16 protein-coding genes are annotated in these 16,908 nt (G+C 69.4%); 6 read left to right on the forward strand and 10 right to left on the reverse strand.

Annotated elements, in window-relative coordinates:
- The coding region (locus tag ACNFOC_RS18270) for a TetR/AcrR family transcriptional regulator (RefSeq protein WP_416960149.1) at positions 1-663 on the reverse strand (663 nt) is incomplete at its 3' end.
- A gap of 506 nt (positions 664-1,169) precedes the next feature.
- On the opposite strand from ACNFOC_RS18270, the gene ACNFOC_RS18275 reads away from it, so the two are divergent.
- Positions 1,170-1,892: a thioesterase II family protein gene (locus ACNFOC_RS18275; protein ID WP_416960150.1), complete on the forward strand. Its 723-nt coding sequence runs from the start codon at positions 1,170-1,172 to the stop codon at positions 1,890-1,892.
- A gap of 120 nt (positions 1,893-2,012) precedes the next feature.
- Here ACNFOC_RS18275 and ACNFOC_RS18280 read toward each other — a convergent pair whose 3' ends face one another.
- From ACNFOC_RS18280 to ACNFOC_RS18290, 3 genes are all read right to left on the reverse strand, one after another.
- Entirely contained in the window at positions 2,013-3,008 is a 996-nt protein-coding gene (locus tag ACNFOC_RS18280; RefSeq protein WP_416960151.1) for an ABC transporter substrate-binding protein, read from the reverse strand.
- Between the two features lie 155 nt (positions 3,009-3,163).
- Positions 3,164-4,180, reverse strand: a complete 1,017-nt coding sequence (locus ACNFOC_RS18285) for a FecCD family ABC transporter permease (RefSeq protein ID WP_416960152.1) — start codon at positions 4,178-4,180, stop codon at positions 3,164-3,166.
- A gap of 80 nt (positions 4,181-4,260) precedes the next feature.
- Positions 4,261-5,226, reverse strand: a complete 966-nt coding sequence (locus ACNFOC_RS18290) for a FecCD family ABC transporter permease (protein ID WP_416960177.1) — start codon at positions 5,224-5,226, stop codon at positions 4,261-4,263.
- Between the two features lie 266 nt (positions 5,227-5,492).
- On the opposite strand from ACNFOC_RS18290, the gene ACNFOC_RS18295 reads away from it, so the two are divergent.
- Complete coding sequence (locus ACNFOC_RS18295) at positions 5,493-6,182, forward strand: hypothetical protein (protein WP_416960153.1); 690 nt, start codon at positions 5,493-5,495, stop codon at positions 6,180-6,182.
- 58 nt (positions 6,183-6,240) lie between these two features.
- On the opposite strand, the gene ACNFOC_RS18300 is transcribed toward ACNFOC_RS18295, so the two are convergent.
- Positions 6,241-7,698 (reverse strand): MFS transporter, encoded by a 1,458-nt coding sequence (locus ACNFOC_RS18300; protein ID WP_416960154.1) that lies wholly within the window; start codon positions 7,696-7,698, stop codon positions 6,241-6,243.
- A gap of 237 nt (positions 7,699-7,935) precedes the next feature.
- Here ACNFOC_RS18300 and ACNFOC_RS18305 point away from each other — a divergent pair, with 237 nt between their 5' ends.
- Positions 7,936-9,033 (forward strand): cobalamin-independent methionine synthase II family protein, encoded by a 1,098-nt coding sequence (locus tag ACNFOC_RS18305; protein WP_416960155.1) that lies wholly within the window; start codon positions 7,936-7,938, stop codon positions 9,031-9,033.
- A gap of 113 nt (positions 9,034-9,146) precedes the next feature.
- On the opposite strand, the gene ACNFOC_RS18310 is transcribed toward ACNFOC_RS18305, so the two are convergent.
- Together ACNFOC_RS18310 and ACNFOC_RS18315 are read right to left on the reverse strand one after the other, a co-directional pair.
- Positions 9,147-9,920, reverse strand: coding sequence for an AraC family transcriptional regulator (locus tag ACNFOC_RS18310; protein WP_416960178.1), 774 nt, complete (start codon positions 9,918-9,920; stop codon positions 9,147-9,149).
- Between the two features lie 285 nt (positions 9,921-10,205).
- Positions 10,206-10,763, reverse strand: a complete 558-nt coding sequence (locus ACNFOC_RS18315; protein WP_416960156.1) for a TetR/AcrR family transcriptional regulator — start codon at positions 10,761-10,763, stop codon at positions 10,206-10,208.
- 96 nt (positions 10,764-10,859) lie between these two features.
- Between ACNFOC_RS18315 and ACNFOC_RS18320 the strand changes: the two genes are divergently transcribed.
- From ACNFOC_RS18320 to ACNFOC_RS18330, 3 genes are all read left to right on the forward strand, one after another.
- Positions 10,860-11,768: an oxidoreductase gene (locus ACNFOC_RS18320; RefSeq protein WP_416960157.1), complete on the forward strand. Its 909-nt coding sequence runs from the start codon at positions 10,860-10,862 to the stop codon at positions 11,766-11,768.
- 331 nt (positions 11,769-12,099) lie between these two features.
- Entirely contained in the window at positions 12,100-12,531 is a 432-nt protein-coding gene (locus ACNFOC_RS18325) for an ester cyclase (RefSeq protein WP_416960158.1), read from the forward strand.
- A 151-nt stretch (positions 12,532-12,682) separates the two neighbouring features.
- The gene (locus tag ACNFOC_RS18330) at positions 12,683-13,300 is read left to right on the forward strand and encodes an NAD(P)-dependent oxidoreductase (RefSeq protein WP_416960159.1); all 618 of its coding nucleotides are present in this window, start codon (positions 12,683-12,685) and stop codon (positions 13,298-13,300) included.
- A gap of 92 nt (positions 13,301-13,392) precedes the next feature.
- Here the strand turns inward: ACNFOC_RS18330 and ACNFOC_RS18335 are convergent, their stop codons facing one another.
- The 3 genes from ACNFOC_RS18335 to ACNFOC_RS18345 all read right to left on the reverse strand — a co-directional run bounded on the left by ACNFOC_RS18335 (position 13,393) and on the right by ACNFOC_RS18345 (position 16,550).
- Complete coding sequence (locus tag ACNFOC_RS18335) at positions 13,393-14,856, reverse strand: aldehyde dehydrogenase (protein WP_416960160.1); 1,464 nt, start codon at positions 14,854-14,856, stop codon at positions 13,393-13,395.
- 274 nt (positions 14,857-15,130) lie between these two features.
- Positions 15,131-16,054: a helix-turn-helix domain-containing protein gene (locus tag ACNFOC_RS18340; RefSeq protein WP_416960179.1), complete on the reverse strand. Its 924-nt coding sequence runs from the start codon at positions 16,052-16,054 to the stop codon at positions 15,131-15,133.
- Between the two features lie 319 nt (positions 16,055-16,373).
- The gene (locus ACNFOC_RS18345) at positions 16,374-16,550 is read right to left on the reverse strand and encodes a hypothetical protein (RefSeq protein WP_416960161.1); all 177 of its coding nucleotides are present in this window, start codon (positions 16,548-16,550) and stop codon (positions 16,374-16,376) included.
- Positions 16,551-16,908 lie beyond the last annotated feature (358 nt).

Consider the following 16,908-nt stretch of genomic DNA (forward strand, 5'->3'; position numbering starts at 1 on the left):
CGCAGGCGTCGGCGCCGTCCAGCAGGTGGGCGAAGAGCCAGGCGGCCAGCCGTTCGGTGGGGCCGCCTTCGGGGTCGCCGGGGAAGACGCGGTTGATGTTGACGCCGTCCGCAGCTCGGCGGTCTCCCCCACGTCCGTGGCCGGCTGACCGCCGCGCTGTCCGGCCAGGAAGTACAGCAGGACCTGTTCGTTGATCAGGTCCTGGGCCAGTACCGCGGACTCGGGGTCGACGCCGATCTCGACCAGGACCGCCGCCGCCCGGGCGCCCTGCCGGGCGTACTCCACGAGCCCTCCGCGCAGCGCGGCGACATGAAGCGCCAGGCCAGGATGGTCCGCGAACATGCGGAACGTCGTCCTCGCCAGCGCCCGCAGATAGGGACGCCAGCCGGGGCACGGCGCCGGCCAGTCCGCCGCCGCCACCACATGGTCGGCCGCGGCCGCGAGCAGCGCCTCCCGCTGGGGAAAGTAGCGGTAGAGCGTGGAGTGCTTCACCCCCAGCCGCCGGGCCACGGAACTCATGCTGAGGTCCTCGAACCCCACCTCGACGGCCGCTTCGACGATGGACTGCCGCCCCACCTGCGGTGGGCGGCCGAGCTTGGGAACCCGGAGCCGCGCGCTGAGTTCGGCGTGCGGATGCTGCGGATCGGCGGGAGAACGGGACATGCGGCCATTGTCACCGAGCACGGGCCCCGGCGGTAACCGGGGCCCGGCAGCCTGCCACCAGTAAGATCCAGCCATTAATGACAGCAAGTAACTAACAACTAAGGGTACCCGTGGTAGCTTGGTGCCGATTGCGGGTCGCACCTGCCGTGCCCCTCGATCTCCCTGCCACACCGGGTTCCACGCTCAAACCAAGGAAAGGTTTCCGCTGGTCAGCCGTCATGGGTCGCCGGCCGGCGGAAGAAGGGGGACAAGACCATGGAGCACTCGGCTCGACACGGCTTTCGACCGGGGCGGAGCGGAGCCCGCCAACCTGCGGACCGACGGCACCGCCCCTGCTGTCCTCGCGCCGGCAAACCCGCCGAGCCGGCCGTCTGACGCACCCCATGGACGCGCCCTCCGGCTCCACCGGCACGATCCGACCGGCCACGGCATCCCACTCCGCGACAGCCCGGCCCAGCCCGTCAGGACGATGGCTCCGCTGCCTCCAGCCGCGACCCGACGCAGGCATGCGACTGATCCTTCTGCCGCACGCGGGTGGCGGTTCGGGCTTCTTCCGGGACTGGCCGGGCGAGCTGCCCGACGGCATCGAGACCTGGGCGGTGCAGTATCCGGGGCGGGAACGACGCGCGTCCGAACCGCTGCCCGCCCGGCTGTCCGACGTCGTCACGGGCGCGACCTCCGAAATCCTGCCCCTGCTGGACCGGCCGACCGGGTTCTTCGGCCACAGCATGGGCGCCACGATCGGCTACGAGGTGCTCCGCCGGCTGGAGCGCGACCATCCCACGGCAGTCGCGCACGCCGCCCATCTCTTCGTCTCGGCCCGGCAGGCTCCACATCAGCCTCGCCGGAAGCTGATCCACGCGCTTCCCGACGACGAGTTCGCCGAGGTGCTGCGCCGGCACGGGGGAACCCACGACGCCGTCCTCGACGACGCCGAACTGTGGGAACTCTTCCAGCCGATACTCCGCAACGACTACCGCATGGCGGAGACGCACCGGCCGACACCGGTGACACCGCCCCTGGACCTGGACATCACAGCGCTGACCGGCGATGACGATCCCTCGGTCGACGTCGGCGCGGCCGCGCGCTGGGCGGATGCCGGCCGAGGTGAGTTCGCCCACCATCGTCTGCCCGGCGGCCATTTCTTCCTGGTGCCGCACCTGCCCGAAGTGGCGACAACCGTCGCTCACCGGCTCCGCCGTTCCGCCGGACGGCGTCGAGCCGAGTAGCCCGGCCGCACGGTCCGCGTCCGACAGGAGTCCTGCCGCATCCGGAAGGAGTCCTGCCGCCGCGACCGCCGATGCAGTGTGCGGCCGCTCCCCTCGGCGGGGGGGCGGCCGCACGCTACGTCACTTGACAGCCTTGAAGGACGGGGTCAACTCCTCCAGCAGCCAGGGGATTCCGAGGACCGACGGGTTCCTCAGTTCGGTGATGGTCGCGTTGTCCACGGGCGTGTAGGCCCCCGTGGCCTTGACCTTCGTGAACGACGGCTGCTTCTCCAGCGTGGTGCGCACCTGCGGAGAGACGAACCCGATCACCGTCAGGTCGGAGGTCAGCCGACCGGCCAACTCGGGGCTGAGCAGTCCGGGCTGCTCGTTCGTGGCCGACTTCTCCGCGCCCTTCAGGGTGGGAGTCACCTCTAGGCCGAGAGACTCCAGGAACTTCACCGCGAAGTCGTCCGGCGAGGCGATCGTGGCGATCTGGGTGGCCGAGTAGGCATAGGAAGCGGAGAAGGTCCTGCCCTTGAGACGGGGGTAGCGGGCCGCCGTGTCCTCGATCGACTGTTCCGTCGCGGCCACGGCCTTGCCTGCCGCGTCCGACTTCCCCAGCGCTTTGCCGATCTCCTCCTCACGGCTCTGCCAGGAGTCCTCGGCGGCCGACTTCGTGGGCGCGAGGGTGGGCGCGATCTGGCTGAGCTTGCCGTAGTTCTTGCTGATCCCGTAGTCGCCGGTGGCAAGGATCAGATCGGGCTTCAGCGCCGCGATCTCCTCGAACGACATGTCCGGCGTCGTATTGATCAACTTGGTGTCCGCGTCGAGCTTCCCCGAGAGCCACGGGCTGACTCCGTTCTTCCCGAACGGGTCCTTGGCGGCTCCCACGGGATCGACGCCGAGCGAGATCGCGGCGTCGAGGTCCATCGCGCTCAGCGCCACCACGCGCTTGGGGGCCGACTTCACCTCCGCCTTCCCCTGCGAGTGCTCGACGACCACAGGGAACACGCCGGCCTTGCCCGTCGGCGTGGTGGCCGCCTTGTCGGCATCGTCGTCGCCGGACGACCCACACGAGGCCAGTCCGGCACCGAGGACCACGACCGCCAACAGCACGCCGGCCCTACGCGGTGTCACCGCCGACCGGTGCACCCGCTCAGACAGCCGCCGATCCGTGCGTCTTCTTCCCATACCCCTGCCCCTCCCAGTTTTCCTGTGTTCGCGGATCACTTTATGACGTACTGTTGTTATTAAGCAAGGCTAACCTAATTTCTACGATGGGCCCGATCCGCTCATCTGCCGCTACGGCGCCGTGCGAGCAACCAGGCCAGGTAGACGCCACCGCCCAGACCCGTGGCCAGCCCTGCGGGTACCTCGACGGACGGGACCGCCCACTGCACCGCCACGTCGGCCCCTTGCAGTAGGACGGCCCCGGTCAGTGCCGACGCGGCGATGTTCGGTCCGGGGGCACGGGTGAGGAGCCTGGCGATCTGGGGGGCGGCCAGGGCCACGAAGGTGATGGGGCCTGCGGATGCGGTCGCGACGCCGACCAGGGCGACTCCCGTACCCAGGGCGAGAATTCGGGTACGCGCAGGGGACAGACCGAGCGACCGCGCCACATCGTCCCCCAGCGTGAGGATGCCGATCCGCCGGCTCTGCGCCATCGCCGCGGGCAGCAGAACGACGAGGCTGACCGCGACCGGGACGACGTTGTCCCAACTCCGGCCGTTGAGCGTCCCGGTGAGCCAGAGCTGGGCTGTTTCCGCGTCCTGGAGTCTGGCCCGGCTCAACAGCCAGGCGTTGAACGAGTACGCCATCGCCGAGACGCCGATACCCACGATGACCAGACGGTGCCCCCGCAGCCCGTCCTTCCGGCAGATCGCGTAGACGACGCACGCGGTGACCACCCCGCCGGTGAAAGCGGCCGCGGACGTCTCCAACGGGCCGCCTCTCCACCACAGCAGCGACAACAGGGCACCGGTCACAGCACCGTTGCCGAAACCCACGATGTCCGGGCTGCCGAGCGGGTTCCGGGTGACGGACTGGAAGAGGTCACCGGACACACCGAGGGCCGCTCCCACGAGGAGCCCGTCCAGACCGCGTGGCACCCGGAGGTCCATCACGATGAAGCGGTTCCCGGGATCACCGCCTCCGACGAGAGTGCGCACAACGTCCAGGACCGGTACCGGATAGTCGCCGGTGGCACAGCCAATCGCGAAGGCCGCCGCGGCGACACACAGCAGCGCCAGACAGACCGTCAGCCCCCGCGGCCTCACCCGTAGCAGGGCCGGCCCGGCACGCAGGACCATGACGGCACGGTCCGCCGTTCGCTCCGCAGATGCCCCGTGCCCGCTCCGGGACGGGGTCGGTCGAGGGGAAGGCCGAGCGGTCATGCCGTCCTCCGTCGGTCGCGCCGGGTGAGGACGACGAGCGCGGGTGCCCCGAGGAATGCCGTGATGATGCCCACCTCCAGTTCCGCGGGACGCGCGACGGCCCGCCCCAGCACATCGGCGGTGAGCAGCAGCACTGCTCCCAGGGCGGCGGCGTAGAAGAAGATCCAGCGATGGTCGGGACCGGTGATCGCACGGGCCAGATGCGGTACGGCCAGGCCGACGAAGGCGATGGGTCCGACGGCCGCGGTGACGGCTCCGCACAGCAGGGTGACGGCCAGGACGCCCAGCGACCGGGTGACGCCGACGCGCGTGCCGAGGGCGGCGGCGCCGTCGTCGCCGATGGCCATGACGTCCAGCGGCCCGGCCGTGACCGCGGCGAGCAGCACGCCGGCGGCGATGAACGGCAGGACCTGCCACAGCACGTCGGCGTCCCGCCCCGCGATCGATCCGACGGTCCAGAAGCGGAACGCGTCGAACACGTCCGGCCGCATCAACAGGACGCTCGACGTCAGGGCGGTGAGGGCGGCCGATACGGCCGTACCGGCGAGCACAAGCCGGGTGGGGGTGGCGCCACCCGCTCCGGCCGCACCGATCAGGTGCACGAGACCCGCCACCACCGCGGCGCCCACGAGGGCGAACCAGACGTATCCACTGAAGGTCCGCAGTCCCGCGAACCCGATCGCGACGACGACTGCCGCCGAGGCACCGGCGTTGACTCCCAGGATGCCGGGATCTGCCAGCGGATTCCGGGTCAGCGCCTGCATGAGGGCTCCCGCCAGGCCGAGCGCGGAGCCCGCCGCGAGGCCAAGTCCCGTGCGTGGCAGGCGCAGGGCGCGCACCAGTTGCTCGTCCGGGGTGCCCCGGTAGCGGAAGAGCGCGTCGAACACCGTCCCCGGAGCGATGGACTTGGCGCCCACGGCGACGGACGCCAACGCCACGAGCACCACCAGCAGGAGGGTCACCGGCACCAGCAGAACTCTCAACCGTCTGCTCCTCGAAGCGGGGGCGCGTCGCCGAACAGGAAGTCCGCCTGGAGAGACGTCGACGCCATCAGGTGTGCCACCCCCTTCCGCTCTCCGCGAGTCCCGCTCGGTGTCGCCGGTCCGCATGTCGCTCCCCTCGCAGCACCTAAGGTGGCGCTAACTCATAAATGACACCATGTCTCCATGAGGTGTTCCAGGGCCGGACCCTGCGAACTCACCGGCACACAAGAGGAGAAGACGGATCCGTGACCGCCCACGCCCCGACGGAGAACCTGAAGCTCGTCGTCGCCCCCGACGCCCGCGCCCTCGGTCTGCGCCACGTGCGCGCCTGGACGTTGTCCGCCCCGGTCCCCATGACCGAGCCGGTACTGGACGCCTCGGGCGCGACCGAGCTGCTGGCCGCGCTCCCCCGGGAGGACTCCCACACCGGGTACCGCAAGCTCATGGCCGCGCTCGGTCACCCCGGAACGACGCCGGCCGGCGAGCGTCTGCGCGACGCCGTCGCCCAGCGGCCGTGGCGGGGGCACGGCGGCGTCATCGACGCCGTCACCATCGCCTCGGTCGCCGTGGGCGGCGGCATCGGCCTGCACGACCTGGGCCGGCTTCCGGTCGGGTCGTCGGTTCTCGTACGCAGGTCTCCTGGCGGGGAGCGCATCGTCCCCGCGTTCTCCGCACGCTCCCGCCCCATCCCGTCGGGCGATCTGACGTACGGCGTCCAGCGACCCGGCGAGACCTTCGAGCCGCTGGCCTGGCTGGGCAGGCGGGACTCCGACTCGGCGGAACATCAGGTGACCGCGGACAGCCGTTCCGTGTGTGTCATCGCCCTGGGGCACCCCGACGACGGTCCGCGGCACACCGAGGCGGTGATCACAGCCGTCGGGAGTGTTCTGCGCCTGCTGCGCATCGCCGTGAAGGTGCGGGCGATCCCTGAGTGAGGACGCCGTTTCAGGGCTCCCCCGTATGACCGGGGAGCCCTGAGGGCGTCCGTGACCGTCAGGCCGGGCGCCCTTCGGGGAGCGGTGCCGTGGCGGTGCCGGGCGCGGTCGCACCCGAGGGCTCGGGCACCTGGGAGATGAGCAGGGCGGCCGCGGTGGTCAGCGCCCCGGCGCCCGCGGAGAGCGCGAACACCCAGACGAAACCGCTCTCGCCGGGAAGTCCCGTGGCGTGCCGGGTGGTTGCCACGAGCACGGCGGCGACCACCGCACCCGCGGCGGACGCGCCGACCGACCGGCCGATGGAGTTGATGCTGTTGGCGATGCCCGTCTTGTTCAGCGGAACCGACTGGACGACGAGCGCCGGCATGGCCGCGTAGGCGAGGCTCAGGGAACCACCGGCGACCACCGAGCCCGCGATCACGGCGGCCGTCGAACCGTGCCACAGTGCCAGCGCCCCGAAGCCGATCAGGCAGAACGTTCCGGCCGTGGCCAGCACTGTGCGCCCGGAGAACCGCTTGACCAGCACCCCTCCGAGCGGTGCCGTCACCAGGCTGATCATGGCGGGCGGCAGGAGGTACACCGTGGCCGCGGACAGGACGGAGGCGGAGAAGCCGTAACCCGCCGGGTCCGTGGGCATCTGCACGAACTCCGACGTCCCCAGGTAGAGACCGAACATGGCGAAGCCCATCATCACGGCGCCGACGTTCGTCAGCATGAACGTCCGGTGCGTGAGCATACGGACGTCCACCAGCGGCGCCGCGGCCCTGCGTTCCACCAGCACCCACACCACGAACGCGATGGGCGCGGCGATGAAGAGGGTGACGGTCGCGGGCGAACCCCACCCCCAGCTCTCGCCCTGGGAGAGCGGGAGCAGGACCAGGACCAGTGCTCCGCCCAGCAGAACGGCTCCCACCCAGTCGACACCGCCCTCACCGCGGACGGCGCCGCCCGGCACCCAGGCGGCCACGGCGCCGACGGCGAGCACGCCGACCCCTGTGGCCAGCCAGAACACATTGCGGTAGTCCGCGTCACCCGTCGCGAGCAGCCCCGCCGCGACGAGGCCGAGGCTTCCGCCGATGGAGAGCGTCGCGCTGATCAGCGCCATGGCGCCGGTCAGCTTCTCCCTCGGCACGGCGTCACGGGCGACGCTCAGGGCGAGCGGGAAGACACCCGTGACCGCGCCCTGGAGGACCCGGGCGACGATCAGGAGCGGCAAGGACGTCGTGATCGCGGCGAGCACGCTCCCCGCCAGCATCAACAGCAGGCAGATCTGCATCGCGTTGCGCTTTCCCCGCAGGTCGCCGAGGCGCCCGAAGAGCGGAGTGGTCACGGCGGAGGACAGCAGGTTGGCGGTGACGATCCAGCTGACGGCACTGTCACTGGCACCGGTCTGCTCACCGATCCTGCCCAGGATCGGGATCACCGCCGTCTGCATGGTCGCGGCCAGCATGCCCGCGGCACACAAGGCGGCCAGCAGCGGAGCGGGCGAACGGGTAGGGGACGAGACTTCGGTCATGTGAGCCACCTCGAGCCGGATGAGTGAGGCGTCGACCCGGGTACGGGGGACGACCCCGGGTCGACGCCCCACTAGTTTGCAACATGCTGTCATTAATAAGCAAGGGCGCGCTAATGACCCCCAGGACCCGTGGACCACGGCACTCTTCGCACCATAGCCGCGACTTAGTGACACGCTGAAATAAATAGGTAAGGTCAGCCCCTGTCGGATTCGCAGTACTCCGAAGGGGAGGCGCACATGAGCACGAGCACAGTGAGGGGCCAGGCGATCGGGTCGCTGCTGCGCCCGGACCACCTGGTATCCGCCCAGGCGGCGTTCAGGTCCGGACGGATGTCGACGGCCGACTTCAAGACCGTCGAGGACAGGGCGGTCGACGAGGCGCTTCGGCTACAAGAGGCCGCCGGCCTCGATGTCGTCAATGACGGGGAGATGCGGCGGACCTCGTTCATGGATCATCTGCTGGCCACAGTGCCGGGGGCGCTCGGGCATGAGGCACCGATCGAAGCGGACTCCGAGTCGGGCGGGGCGTACGCCGTCGACAATCCGATCGCCGTGGTCGAACCCATCGTGGCGGGCCGGAACATCGGCGTGGAGGAGTACGTGTACCTGCGCGGACGGACTCGTCGGCCGGTGAAGGTCACAGTCCCGAGCCCCCTCATGCTCTACGGCTTCTGGTCCGCCGAGCGAAGCACCCCCGTGTACCCGGATCCATTTGACCTGTTCGGCGCGTGGACAGCTCTGCTTCGCTCCCAGATCGAGGAACTGGTCGCCCTGGGTTGCACACGCGTACAGATCGACGCACCCGACATGGCCGTTCTCGTGGACGAGGACCAGCGACAACAACGTGAAGCACTGGGCATATCGGTCGAACGCACTCTCACGGAGGGCTGCGAGCTGATCGACTCGCTCGCGGCCACACCGGGAGTGTCGGTCTCGCTCCATCTCTGCAAAGGCAACTTCCGCAGCATGTGGGCCGCGTCAGGCGGCTACGACTGGCTGGCCAAGCGGGTCTTCGCCGGGACACCGCATGTCGACACGTATCTCCTGGAGTTCGACGACGAACGCTCCGGCGACTTCGCCCCGTTGGCCGCGCTCCCTGAGGACAAGCGCATCACGCTGGGGCTCGTGTCCACGAAGCGCGACGAACTGGAGTCTCTGGACGCGCTGTTGGCGCGAGTGGACGAGGCGGCGCAGTACGTCGACCGCGAGCGGATCGGGGTGTCCCCTCAGTGCGGGTTCGCTTCGGTCGCGGCAGGCGCCAACCGCGTCGGTCCCGCCATGCAGGCGGCGAAACTGTTCCGCGTAGCGGAACTTGCTGCTGAGCTGCAGTCGTAGACCGACGGCTCTCTCATCGCCACGATCGGCTCGCCACCGATCCGGGCCACCACCAGCCTCGGTACGGATGGGAGCCCCCCGTCCGCACCGAGGCCCGGGCATGATGGCCGCCGTCAGGCACGCCCGTTGAGATAACGGCCGGGGGAAGTACCGACAACTCGGCGGAATGCCACGAGGAACGCACTCGGTGTCGTGTACCCCACGTCACAGGCGACCCGGGACACGGATCGTCCTTCGACGAGCAGGGGCAGGGCAGCCTGTAATCGCACGCAGGTGCGCCAGCTTCCGAAACTCATGCCGGTGTCGTCGGCGAAGAGCCGCATCAGAGTACGCCCGGTAACTCCCACGGCCTGGGCATGCGCCTCCAGACTCCGCCGGTCCGCGGGATCGGCCAACAGCGCGTCAGCCACTGCCCGTACGCGTTCGTCGGTGGGGCGGGGCGCCTTGATGAGCAGTGTAGGGACGGGGTACAGCAGGTCGGGGACAAGGTCTTCAGCCCGCAGCCGCTGGTCCTCCGTGAGGTCAACCTGGTTGAGACGACGGATCAGATGGCCGAGCAACGTACCGACGGCAACGGGCGTGGGTTCGGCCCAGTCAAGTGGACACCGTTCCGGTTCCAGGTAGACGCTGTACAACACCGTGTCGCGGGTCGCACTCATGAAGTGATGGACGGCGTTCGCCGGCACCCACAGCGCCCGGGTCGGAGGGAGGACCCAGTAGGTGCCATCAACCACGACGTCCAGGACGCCCTGTGCGGCCCAGGTCAAACCGTGTCGCGGACATCTGCGCGTGGTTACCCGTTGCGTCAACGCCGAAGGATCGATGCCCACAGCGGCTATCACTCCCGCTTCCGGCGGGACGGCACCTGCGACAGAGGACCCGAACATGCGCGCCAGCGTATGCCCTCCAGGCATGGCCACCACCAGACCGCGACCGGATAGGTCCGCAGTACGGTTGGATACGGCCCGCCGCCACGCCGACCGCGCGGGTCGGACCAGCTGAACGACGTTGTGCAGCAGGCTCCGGGTCGAGTCGACGCCGGGACCGGCGTCGACGACAACGGACTCGGCCTCTCAGCTCGTTCGGCCCCACTGTCATCGAGGCCACCGCCTCGGAAGGCGCGGACGAGCGCGACTGACCTGGCGGCCGACGGAAAGCGCGCGGGTCGCGTATCAGGGCGTGACCAGCTCCGCGACCGCAGAGGTCACCAAGGCGCGCCGTTCGGATTCGGGCACCAGGCCTGCCACGTCCTCTCCGGGCAGGTGCCACATGTTTGCCAAGGTCAGCACCAGGGCCAGAATGTGCGCCGCGGGCCGCGCCGTCGTCACCGTGCCGCGCCGCTGCGCCTCGGTGATCGCCGCGACTTTCTCGGACATGGAGGCGGCCACGGCGGCGCGCTGCGAGGAGTCGCCGCGTTCGAGGTCGTACCACTTGAGAAACCGCATGACTTCGGGGTGTGACCCGCCTGCGTCGTGCAGGTGGCCCGCGTACTCGGGCAGGCGATCCGCGTCGATCGGTACGGACGCGACGATCAGGTCGACTATCCGGTCGAAGACCGCGTCGAACAGTTCGGCCTTGCCCTCGTAGAACGAGTAGACCAGCCCCGGGCTGATACCCGCACGTCTGGCCATCCGGTCGATCCGCGCTCCCGCCCGGCCGAACTCGGCGAACTCCGCCAACGCGGCTTCGAAGAGCAACTGCTTCTTGGCTTCGGGATCCCGGGTGCGCATCCGTCCACCTTAGTTAATGAACGTTCATTTGACAAAACTTCGCGCCGTCCGCACGATGGTTATTGAAAAATCATTCAGTAAGGGAGTATGATCACGATGAGTCACTGGACCCCGGATGCAATCACGGACCAGACTGGACGCACGGCCCTCGTCACAGGCGGCAACAGCGGCATCGGACTGGAGACCGCACGTGTGCTCGCTGCGCGTGGCGCGCGGATCATCCTTGCTGGACGCAGTGAGGCCAACCTCGACAAAGCGGTGCGGCAGGTGCTCGCCGTGGCGCCGAAGGCGGAGACCGGCACGCTGGTGGTCGACCTGTCGGACCTCGCCTCGATCCGCGAGGCGGCCTCTCGCATCGCCGAGACCGAGACGATCGACTTGCTGTTCAACAACGCCGGGGTGATGAACCTGCCGACCCGTCAGAGCACGCGCGACGGGTTCGAGATGACCTTCGGTACCAACCATCTCGGCCACTTCGCGTTCGACGCGCAGCTGTGGCCCGCCGTTCTCCGCTCCCCGGCCCCTCGGGTGGTCACGGTCAGTGCGATCGCCGCGCGCTGGCCCATGGGTCGGCTCGATGACCTGATGAGCGAGAAGAGCTACCGGGGCATGGGTGCCTACGCCAAATCCAAGCGCGCCAACATCGTCTACACCCTCGAACTCGCCCGGCGCACCGCCGGCACGCCGCTCAAGGCGCTGGTGGTCCACCCGGGGGCCGCGATGACCAACCTTCAGCAGCACGGCAATGGCACCCTGGCCAGGGTGTTCACCCCGATCGCCGAGCGCCTGCTCATGGGTTCGTCCGAGGGCGCCGCGTGGCCGTCGCTGTACGCCGCCAGCACCTCCGACGTGGTGAGCGGGCAGTTCATCGGCCCTTCGGGACGCGATCAGACCTCCGGCACACCGAAGCCGGTCAAGCTCCCCCGCGGTGCGGACGATCCGCAGCAGGGCGCACACCTGTGGGCGGAGAGCGAACGGCTGACCGGAGTCGTTTTCCGGCCCTGATACGCCATCGAGGCCGCAGCCCCAGCCGACGTTCGCCGACCACACCGCCCTCGTCCTGCCCGGCCACCGGGTCCGCGGCTTCTTTGCCCATGCCTTCCCCGGCCATGACGACGAACAGTTACGCGGCCCTTCCCTCTCCCCGCTCTTCGCGAACTCCCCGCTCTTCGCGAAGCAGGTCGCCGACAACCGCGCCGACCTCGATGTACGGCCCGATGGCGTCCACGGCTTCAACAACGTGGTCCGCAAGACCGGCCACGCTGTCGTCGAGGGCATCTCCTCCTGGTGCAACGCCCGTCTCTCCGCCTGATCCACCGACCACAGGAGCACCACCATGAGCGCGCAGGACAACATCACCGTCGTTCGGGGATTCATCGACACCGTCCTCAACGGGGGCGATGTCTCCGGCCTGGAGCGGTACTGGACCGAGGACATGGTCTGGCGCGGGGGCAGTCTCGGCGAGTATCACGGCCTGGCGGACTTCAGGAAGTTCGCCGAGGCCAACGCCGCCGGCGCGTTCACCGGCATGCACCTGGAGCCGCAGCGGTTCCTGACCGACGGCGACACCGTCGTCGCGCTGTTCACCAACAGCGGCGTCAACACGGGCCCGTTCATGGGCATGCCCGCCACGGACAAGCCTGCCAAGTGGAACGGCGTGGGGATCTATCGCATCCACGACGGCAAGATCGCCGAGGCGACCTTCGTCGAGGACATCCTCGCCATGCTCCTGCAACTCGGCATCACCAGCCTGCCCTCCGCCTCCTGACACAGCGAGCCGTACCGGCGCGACCGACGATCCCGGCCGACACCCATGGACACTGCCGGGATCGTCCCGGTCGCCGGTCGGCATCTTCCTCCGACGGCGGTGTCGCACCTGCATCACGCACCTGCATCACGGACCTGGAGAAGGCACCGCCATGAGAATGACCGTCTTCGGCGCCAGCGGCAGTGCCGGCTCCGTGCTCATCCCCGAAGCACTGCGGAGGGGGCACGAGGTCGTCGCCGTCACCCGCGACGCCTCCCGCATCACGCTCTCTCATCCGAATCTGACGGTCGCGATCGCCGAACTCGACTGCGTGCCAGCCCTGGAGAGGGCTCTCGCCGGGGCTCAAGCGGTGATCATCAGCCTCGGCGACGCCGTCTGCGACACAGGTACCGGCGCCATACTCGCCGCGATGCGCAACACCGGCGTACAACGCGTGGAGGCGCTCACCGGATTCGGCACCAGCGTGATCAGCCGACGCCGACTCAACCCCGCGATGCGGGGCGTGGTGGGCGCGGTCCGCCTCCTCGCCCGTTCCGGCTTCTCGGCGAAGGAACGGCAGGATGCGCTGGTTCGCGCCTCCGGCCTCACGTACACGATCGTCCAGCCGCCCACCCTCACCTTCGGCCCCGCCACCGGCGCCTACCGGCACGGGGATTACCGAGGCCGGTCCATCCTCGGCAGGATCTCCCGAGCGGATCTCGCCGACTTCATGCTCGACAATCTGGAACAGGAGCGCTATCTGAATCAGTCCGTCTACGTGCAGAACTGACCAGGTCCGCCGCACCCATGCCGGCGTGCTGCAGCACAGCTGAAGCCGCCGCCCGGGCGCGGCCTGACGCGACGACTCCGGAGGGGGCGGTGTCAGGCGGACAGATGGTCGGCGCTGGTGTAGATGGACTTGTGGTCCAGGTAGCTGCTGAGCCCCTCGGGACCGTACTCGCGGCCGATGCCGCTCGCCTTCAGGCCGCCGAACGGGGAGTTGAAGTCGATCGCGTAGTAGTTGACGCCGATCGTGCCCGTGCGCATCCGCCGGGCCACGTCGATGCCGCGTGCCTCGTCCTGGGTCCAGACGGACCCGGCCAGCCCGTAGTCGGAGTCGTTGGCGATCCGTACGGCGTCGGCCTCGTCGTCGTACGCGATGATGGCGAGGACCGGTCCGAACACCTCCTCGCGGGCGAGCCGGTCGGAGTTGTCCACGTCGGCGAAGACCGTCGGTTCGACGAACCAGCCGCGGTCGTGGCCCGCGGGACGCCCGCCGCCGGTGATGAGCCGGGCCGACGAAGCGCGGGCCGCGTCGATGTAACCGAGCACCCGCTCCTGGTGCGCTTTGCTGGCCATCGGGCCGCAGGTCGTCGCCGGGTCGAGCGGGTCGCCGACGACGAAGCCGGCCACGGCCTCGACGATCTCGTCGTAGCGCGAGCGCGGTGCGAGGATCCGGGACTGGAGGGTGCAGGTCTGGCCGTTGTTCATGAAAGAGGCGCCGTCCAGACCGGCGACGAACGTGTCGAGGTCCGCGTCGTCGAGCACGATCGAGGCGGACTTGCCGCCGAGTTCGAGGGTGCAGCGGCGGATCAGGCGCCCGCACTCGGCGCCGATCGCTCGACCGGCCGCGGTGGAGCCGGTGAAGGCGACCTTGTCGACGCCGGGATGGCTCACCAGGTAGGCGCTGGCCTCCCGATCGGCGAGCACGATGTTGAGCACGCCCGCGGGCAGGCCGGCCTCGATGGCGGCGTCCGCCAGCAGATAGCTGTCGAGCGCGGTTTCCGGCGACGGCTTGAGCACGACGGTGCAGCCGGCCGCGAGGGCCGGGGCGAGCTTGCTCAGCGCCAGTCCGAGCGGGAAGTTCCAGGGGGTGATCGCCGCGACGACACCGACGGGTTCGCGGCGCACGATGGTGGCTCCCCGCATGCTGGGGCGGAGCGCTTCCAGGGGAAAATTCTCGACAAGGTCGGCGTTGCGGCGTAGATGACCGGCCGGCCCGAGCCCGTTGGTCTGTCGCGACAGGGCGATGGGCATCCCGTTCTCGCGGCTCACGAGGGTGGTGGCGAGGTCTGCTCGCTTGTCCCACGCGTCGGCGAAACGGCGCATGGCCTCGGCTCGCTCCGCCGCGGTGCTGCGGGCCCAGGGCCCGCTCTCCAGGGCGGCGCGGGCGGCGGCGACAGCGGCGTCGATGTCGACGGGGCCGGCCATCGCGGCGATACCTATGGGTTCCTCGGTGGCGGCCTCCAAGGCCACATGGCGCTCATCGGTGCTGGGGCCGATCCAGTCGCCGCCGACGAAGAACATCGGCCGGTCGAAGGGGGTCTGGTTCTGGACGGTGTTCATGGGAATCTCCTTGTACGGAGCGGCGGTTCGGAAAGAGTCCGGCATGCTTCGGAACTGCCGGTCGGGTGACGCGGCCCCGGTGTGTGCGGGCAGGCTGGAACGGCGCGGATGGTGGGAGTCGCGGTGCACCCGCCGCATGCGAAGGCTGCGAGATGGTCGAGCGGGAGACGCTGCGGTCGGGTCGTCCGCCCGGAGAGGCGGTCGGCTGTTTTCGGGTACGTCGAGCAGCCGTCCGAAGACGGGCCGCGGACGAACAGTTGCTCTGCCTGGACGGTTATCCGGGTTCGGGCCCGGTGGCGTGCGGGTCGCCCGCCGGGTGTGGCTGATCCGCGCCCGGCTTCGACGCCGCCCAACTGGCGAGCATCCGCAGCGCGTCCTCCGACGGGGTGTCCGGCTCGGGGGTGTACATGATCAGTATTTGGCCGGGGTCGGCCAACCGGGTCGATTCGTAGGCGAGCTCGAAGTCGCCGACGACCGGATGGTGGACGCGTTTGACGCCAGTGGCGTACGAGCGCACGTCATGGCGAGCCCAGCGGACCCGGAAGTCTTCACTACGCGTCGACAGCTCTCCGATCAGGGTCGTGAGCGTCGGGTCGTGAGGCGTCCGGCCGGCTTCGGCGCGCAGCAGTTCGGCAGAGTCATCGGCGATTCTGTCCCAGTCGCGCCAAAAGGTACGGGCCGCCGGGTCGAGGAACGCGAAGCGGGCGGTGTTGACCGGCCGACCCGGGGCGGCGTACATCGGTTGGTAGAGCGCTCGGCCGAGCGCGTTGGCGCCGATGATGTCGAGGCAGCCGGTGAACACGAGCGCCGCGGTGGTGGTCATCGAGTCGAGGATGCGCTGAACCGGCGGCCGCAGCGGCGGCCGTGCAGTGGGCGGCGCGGGTCGACGGGAGCGCCTGGCGTCGAGCAGGTCACTCAGGTGCGCCCGCTCGGCATCGGTCAGCTGCAACGCGTGATGGATGCCGTCGAGGACCGATTCAGAGACACCGGTGGCATCGCCACGCTCCAGACGGACGTAGTACTCGACACTGATGCCGGCCAGTGCCGCGACCTCCTCGCGACGCAGACCCTTGACCCGCCGAGCGCCGCCGAACACCGTGAGACCCGCCTGCTCGGGGGTCAACCGTGCGCGGCGGGTCGCCAGGAACGCGCGGATCTCTTCCCGCACCCCGGGGCTGACCTGCTTGCCATCACTCATGCGATTGACGGTACGCCGCCGTTCGCCCGCCAAGGAGTCACTCTCAGTACCCCCCAGCGGATCCGTCACCGGCACAGCTGGGGGCCTCGCTCGGGCTGGGCCCTCCGGGCGGGGCCGCTCATCGAGCCGCGGTGTTGTCAGTCCTCGCCACTGCCGCTCGGCCGATCACGATATTCACGGAGGGTGGCCTGGTGGGTGCGTGCCAGCGGCGGCCTTGGCGCCTTTGCGGGCCAGAGCGTCAGAAGGCGGTATGAGACCTGATGTCCGATGTGCTGCTTCGTCCGGGGTGAGTGGGCAGGTCGCGGCGGCGCCGGGCGGCCTAGGGCCGCGGCTGGGTGAGCAAGCCCTGGTCGGCCTCGGCGAGGATCCCTCGCTCGGCGAGCCGCTTGAGCTTCAGACGGGCCTGGTCGGCCTTGTCCGGGATGGTGCAGCGGATCCCGCGCCGCCGCAGGCAAGCGCGGCTCTTCCGGGAGGCGTACGTGTTGTCGGCTCGCACGCGATTGGGTCGGGTGCACGGCCTGCCCGACCCAAGACATGGGACACGGACCTTGTTCAGGACGGACTCGAACTGCGACGGAACTCCTTAACGGCCGGGCCTCTGCGACCATGCCGATTCACGTGACTTGACCAGCCCAGCAACGCGCCTGACAGGTCATCAGAACGAGCGTCAGATGAGCGCCACGAACGTCATTTCAGCATCAGGACATCGCCCGTAACACCCACACCGAACATAATGCGCACGCACAAAACCGCAGGTCAGGACAGCTTGGCGACCGATCCCAGAATCGCGACGCACCCCACATGATGCGTCATCGGGAAAGCATGAAAGGGCACGGCACCTGATACGCCAAGCA

The sequence above is a fragment of the Streptomyces colwelliae genome (assembly GCF_048158785.1).
Taxonomy (GTDB): domain Bacteria; phylum Actinomycetota; class Actinomycetes; order Streptomycetales; family Streptomycetaceae; genus Streptomyces.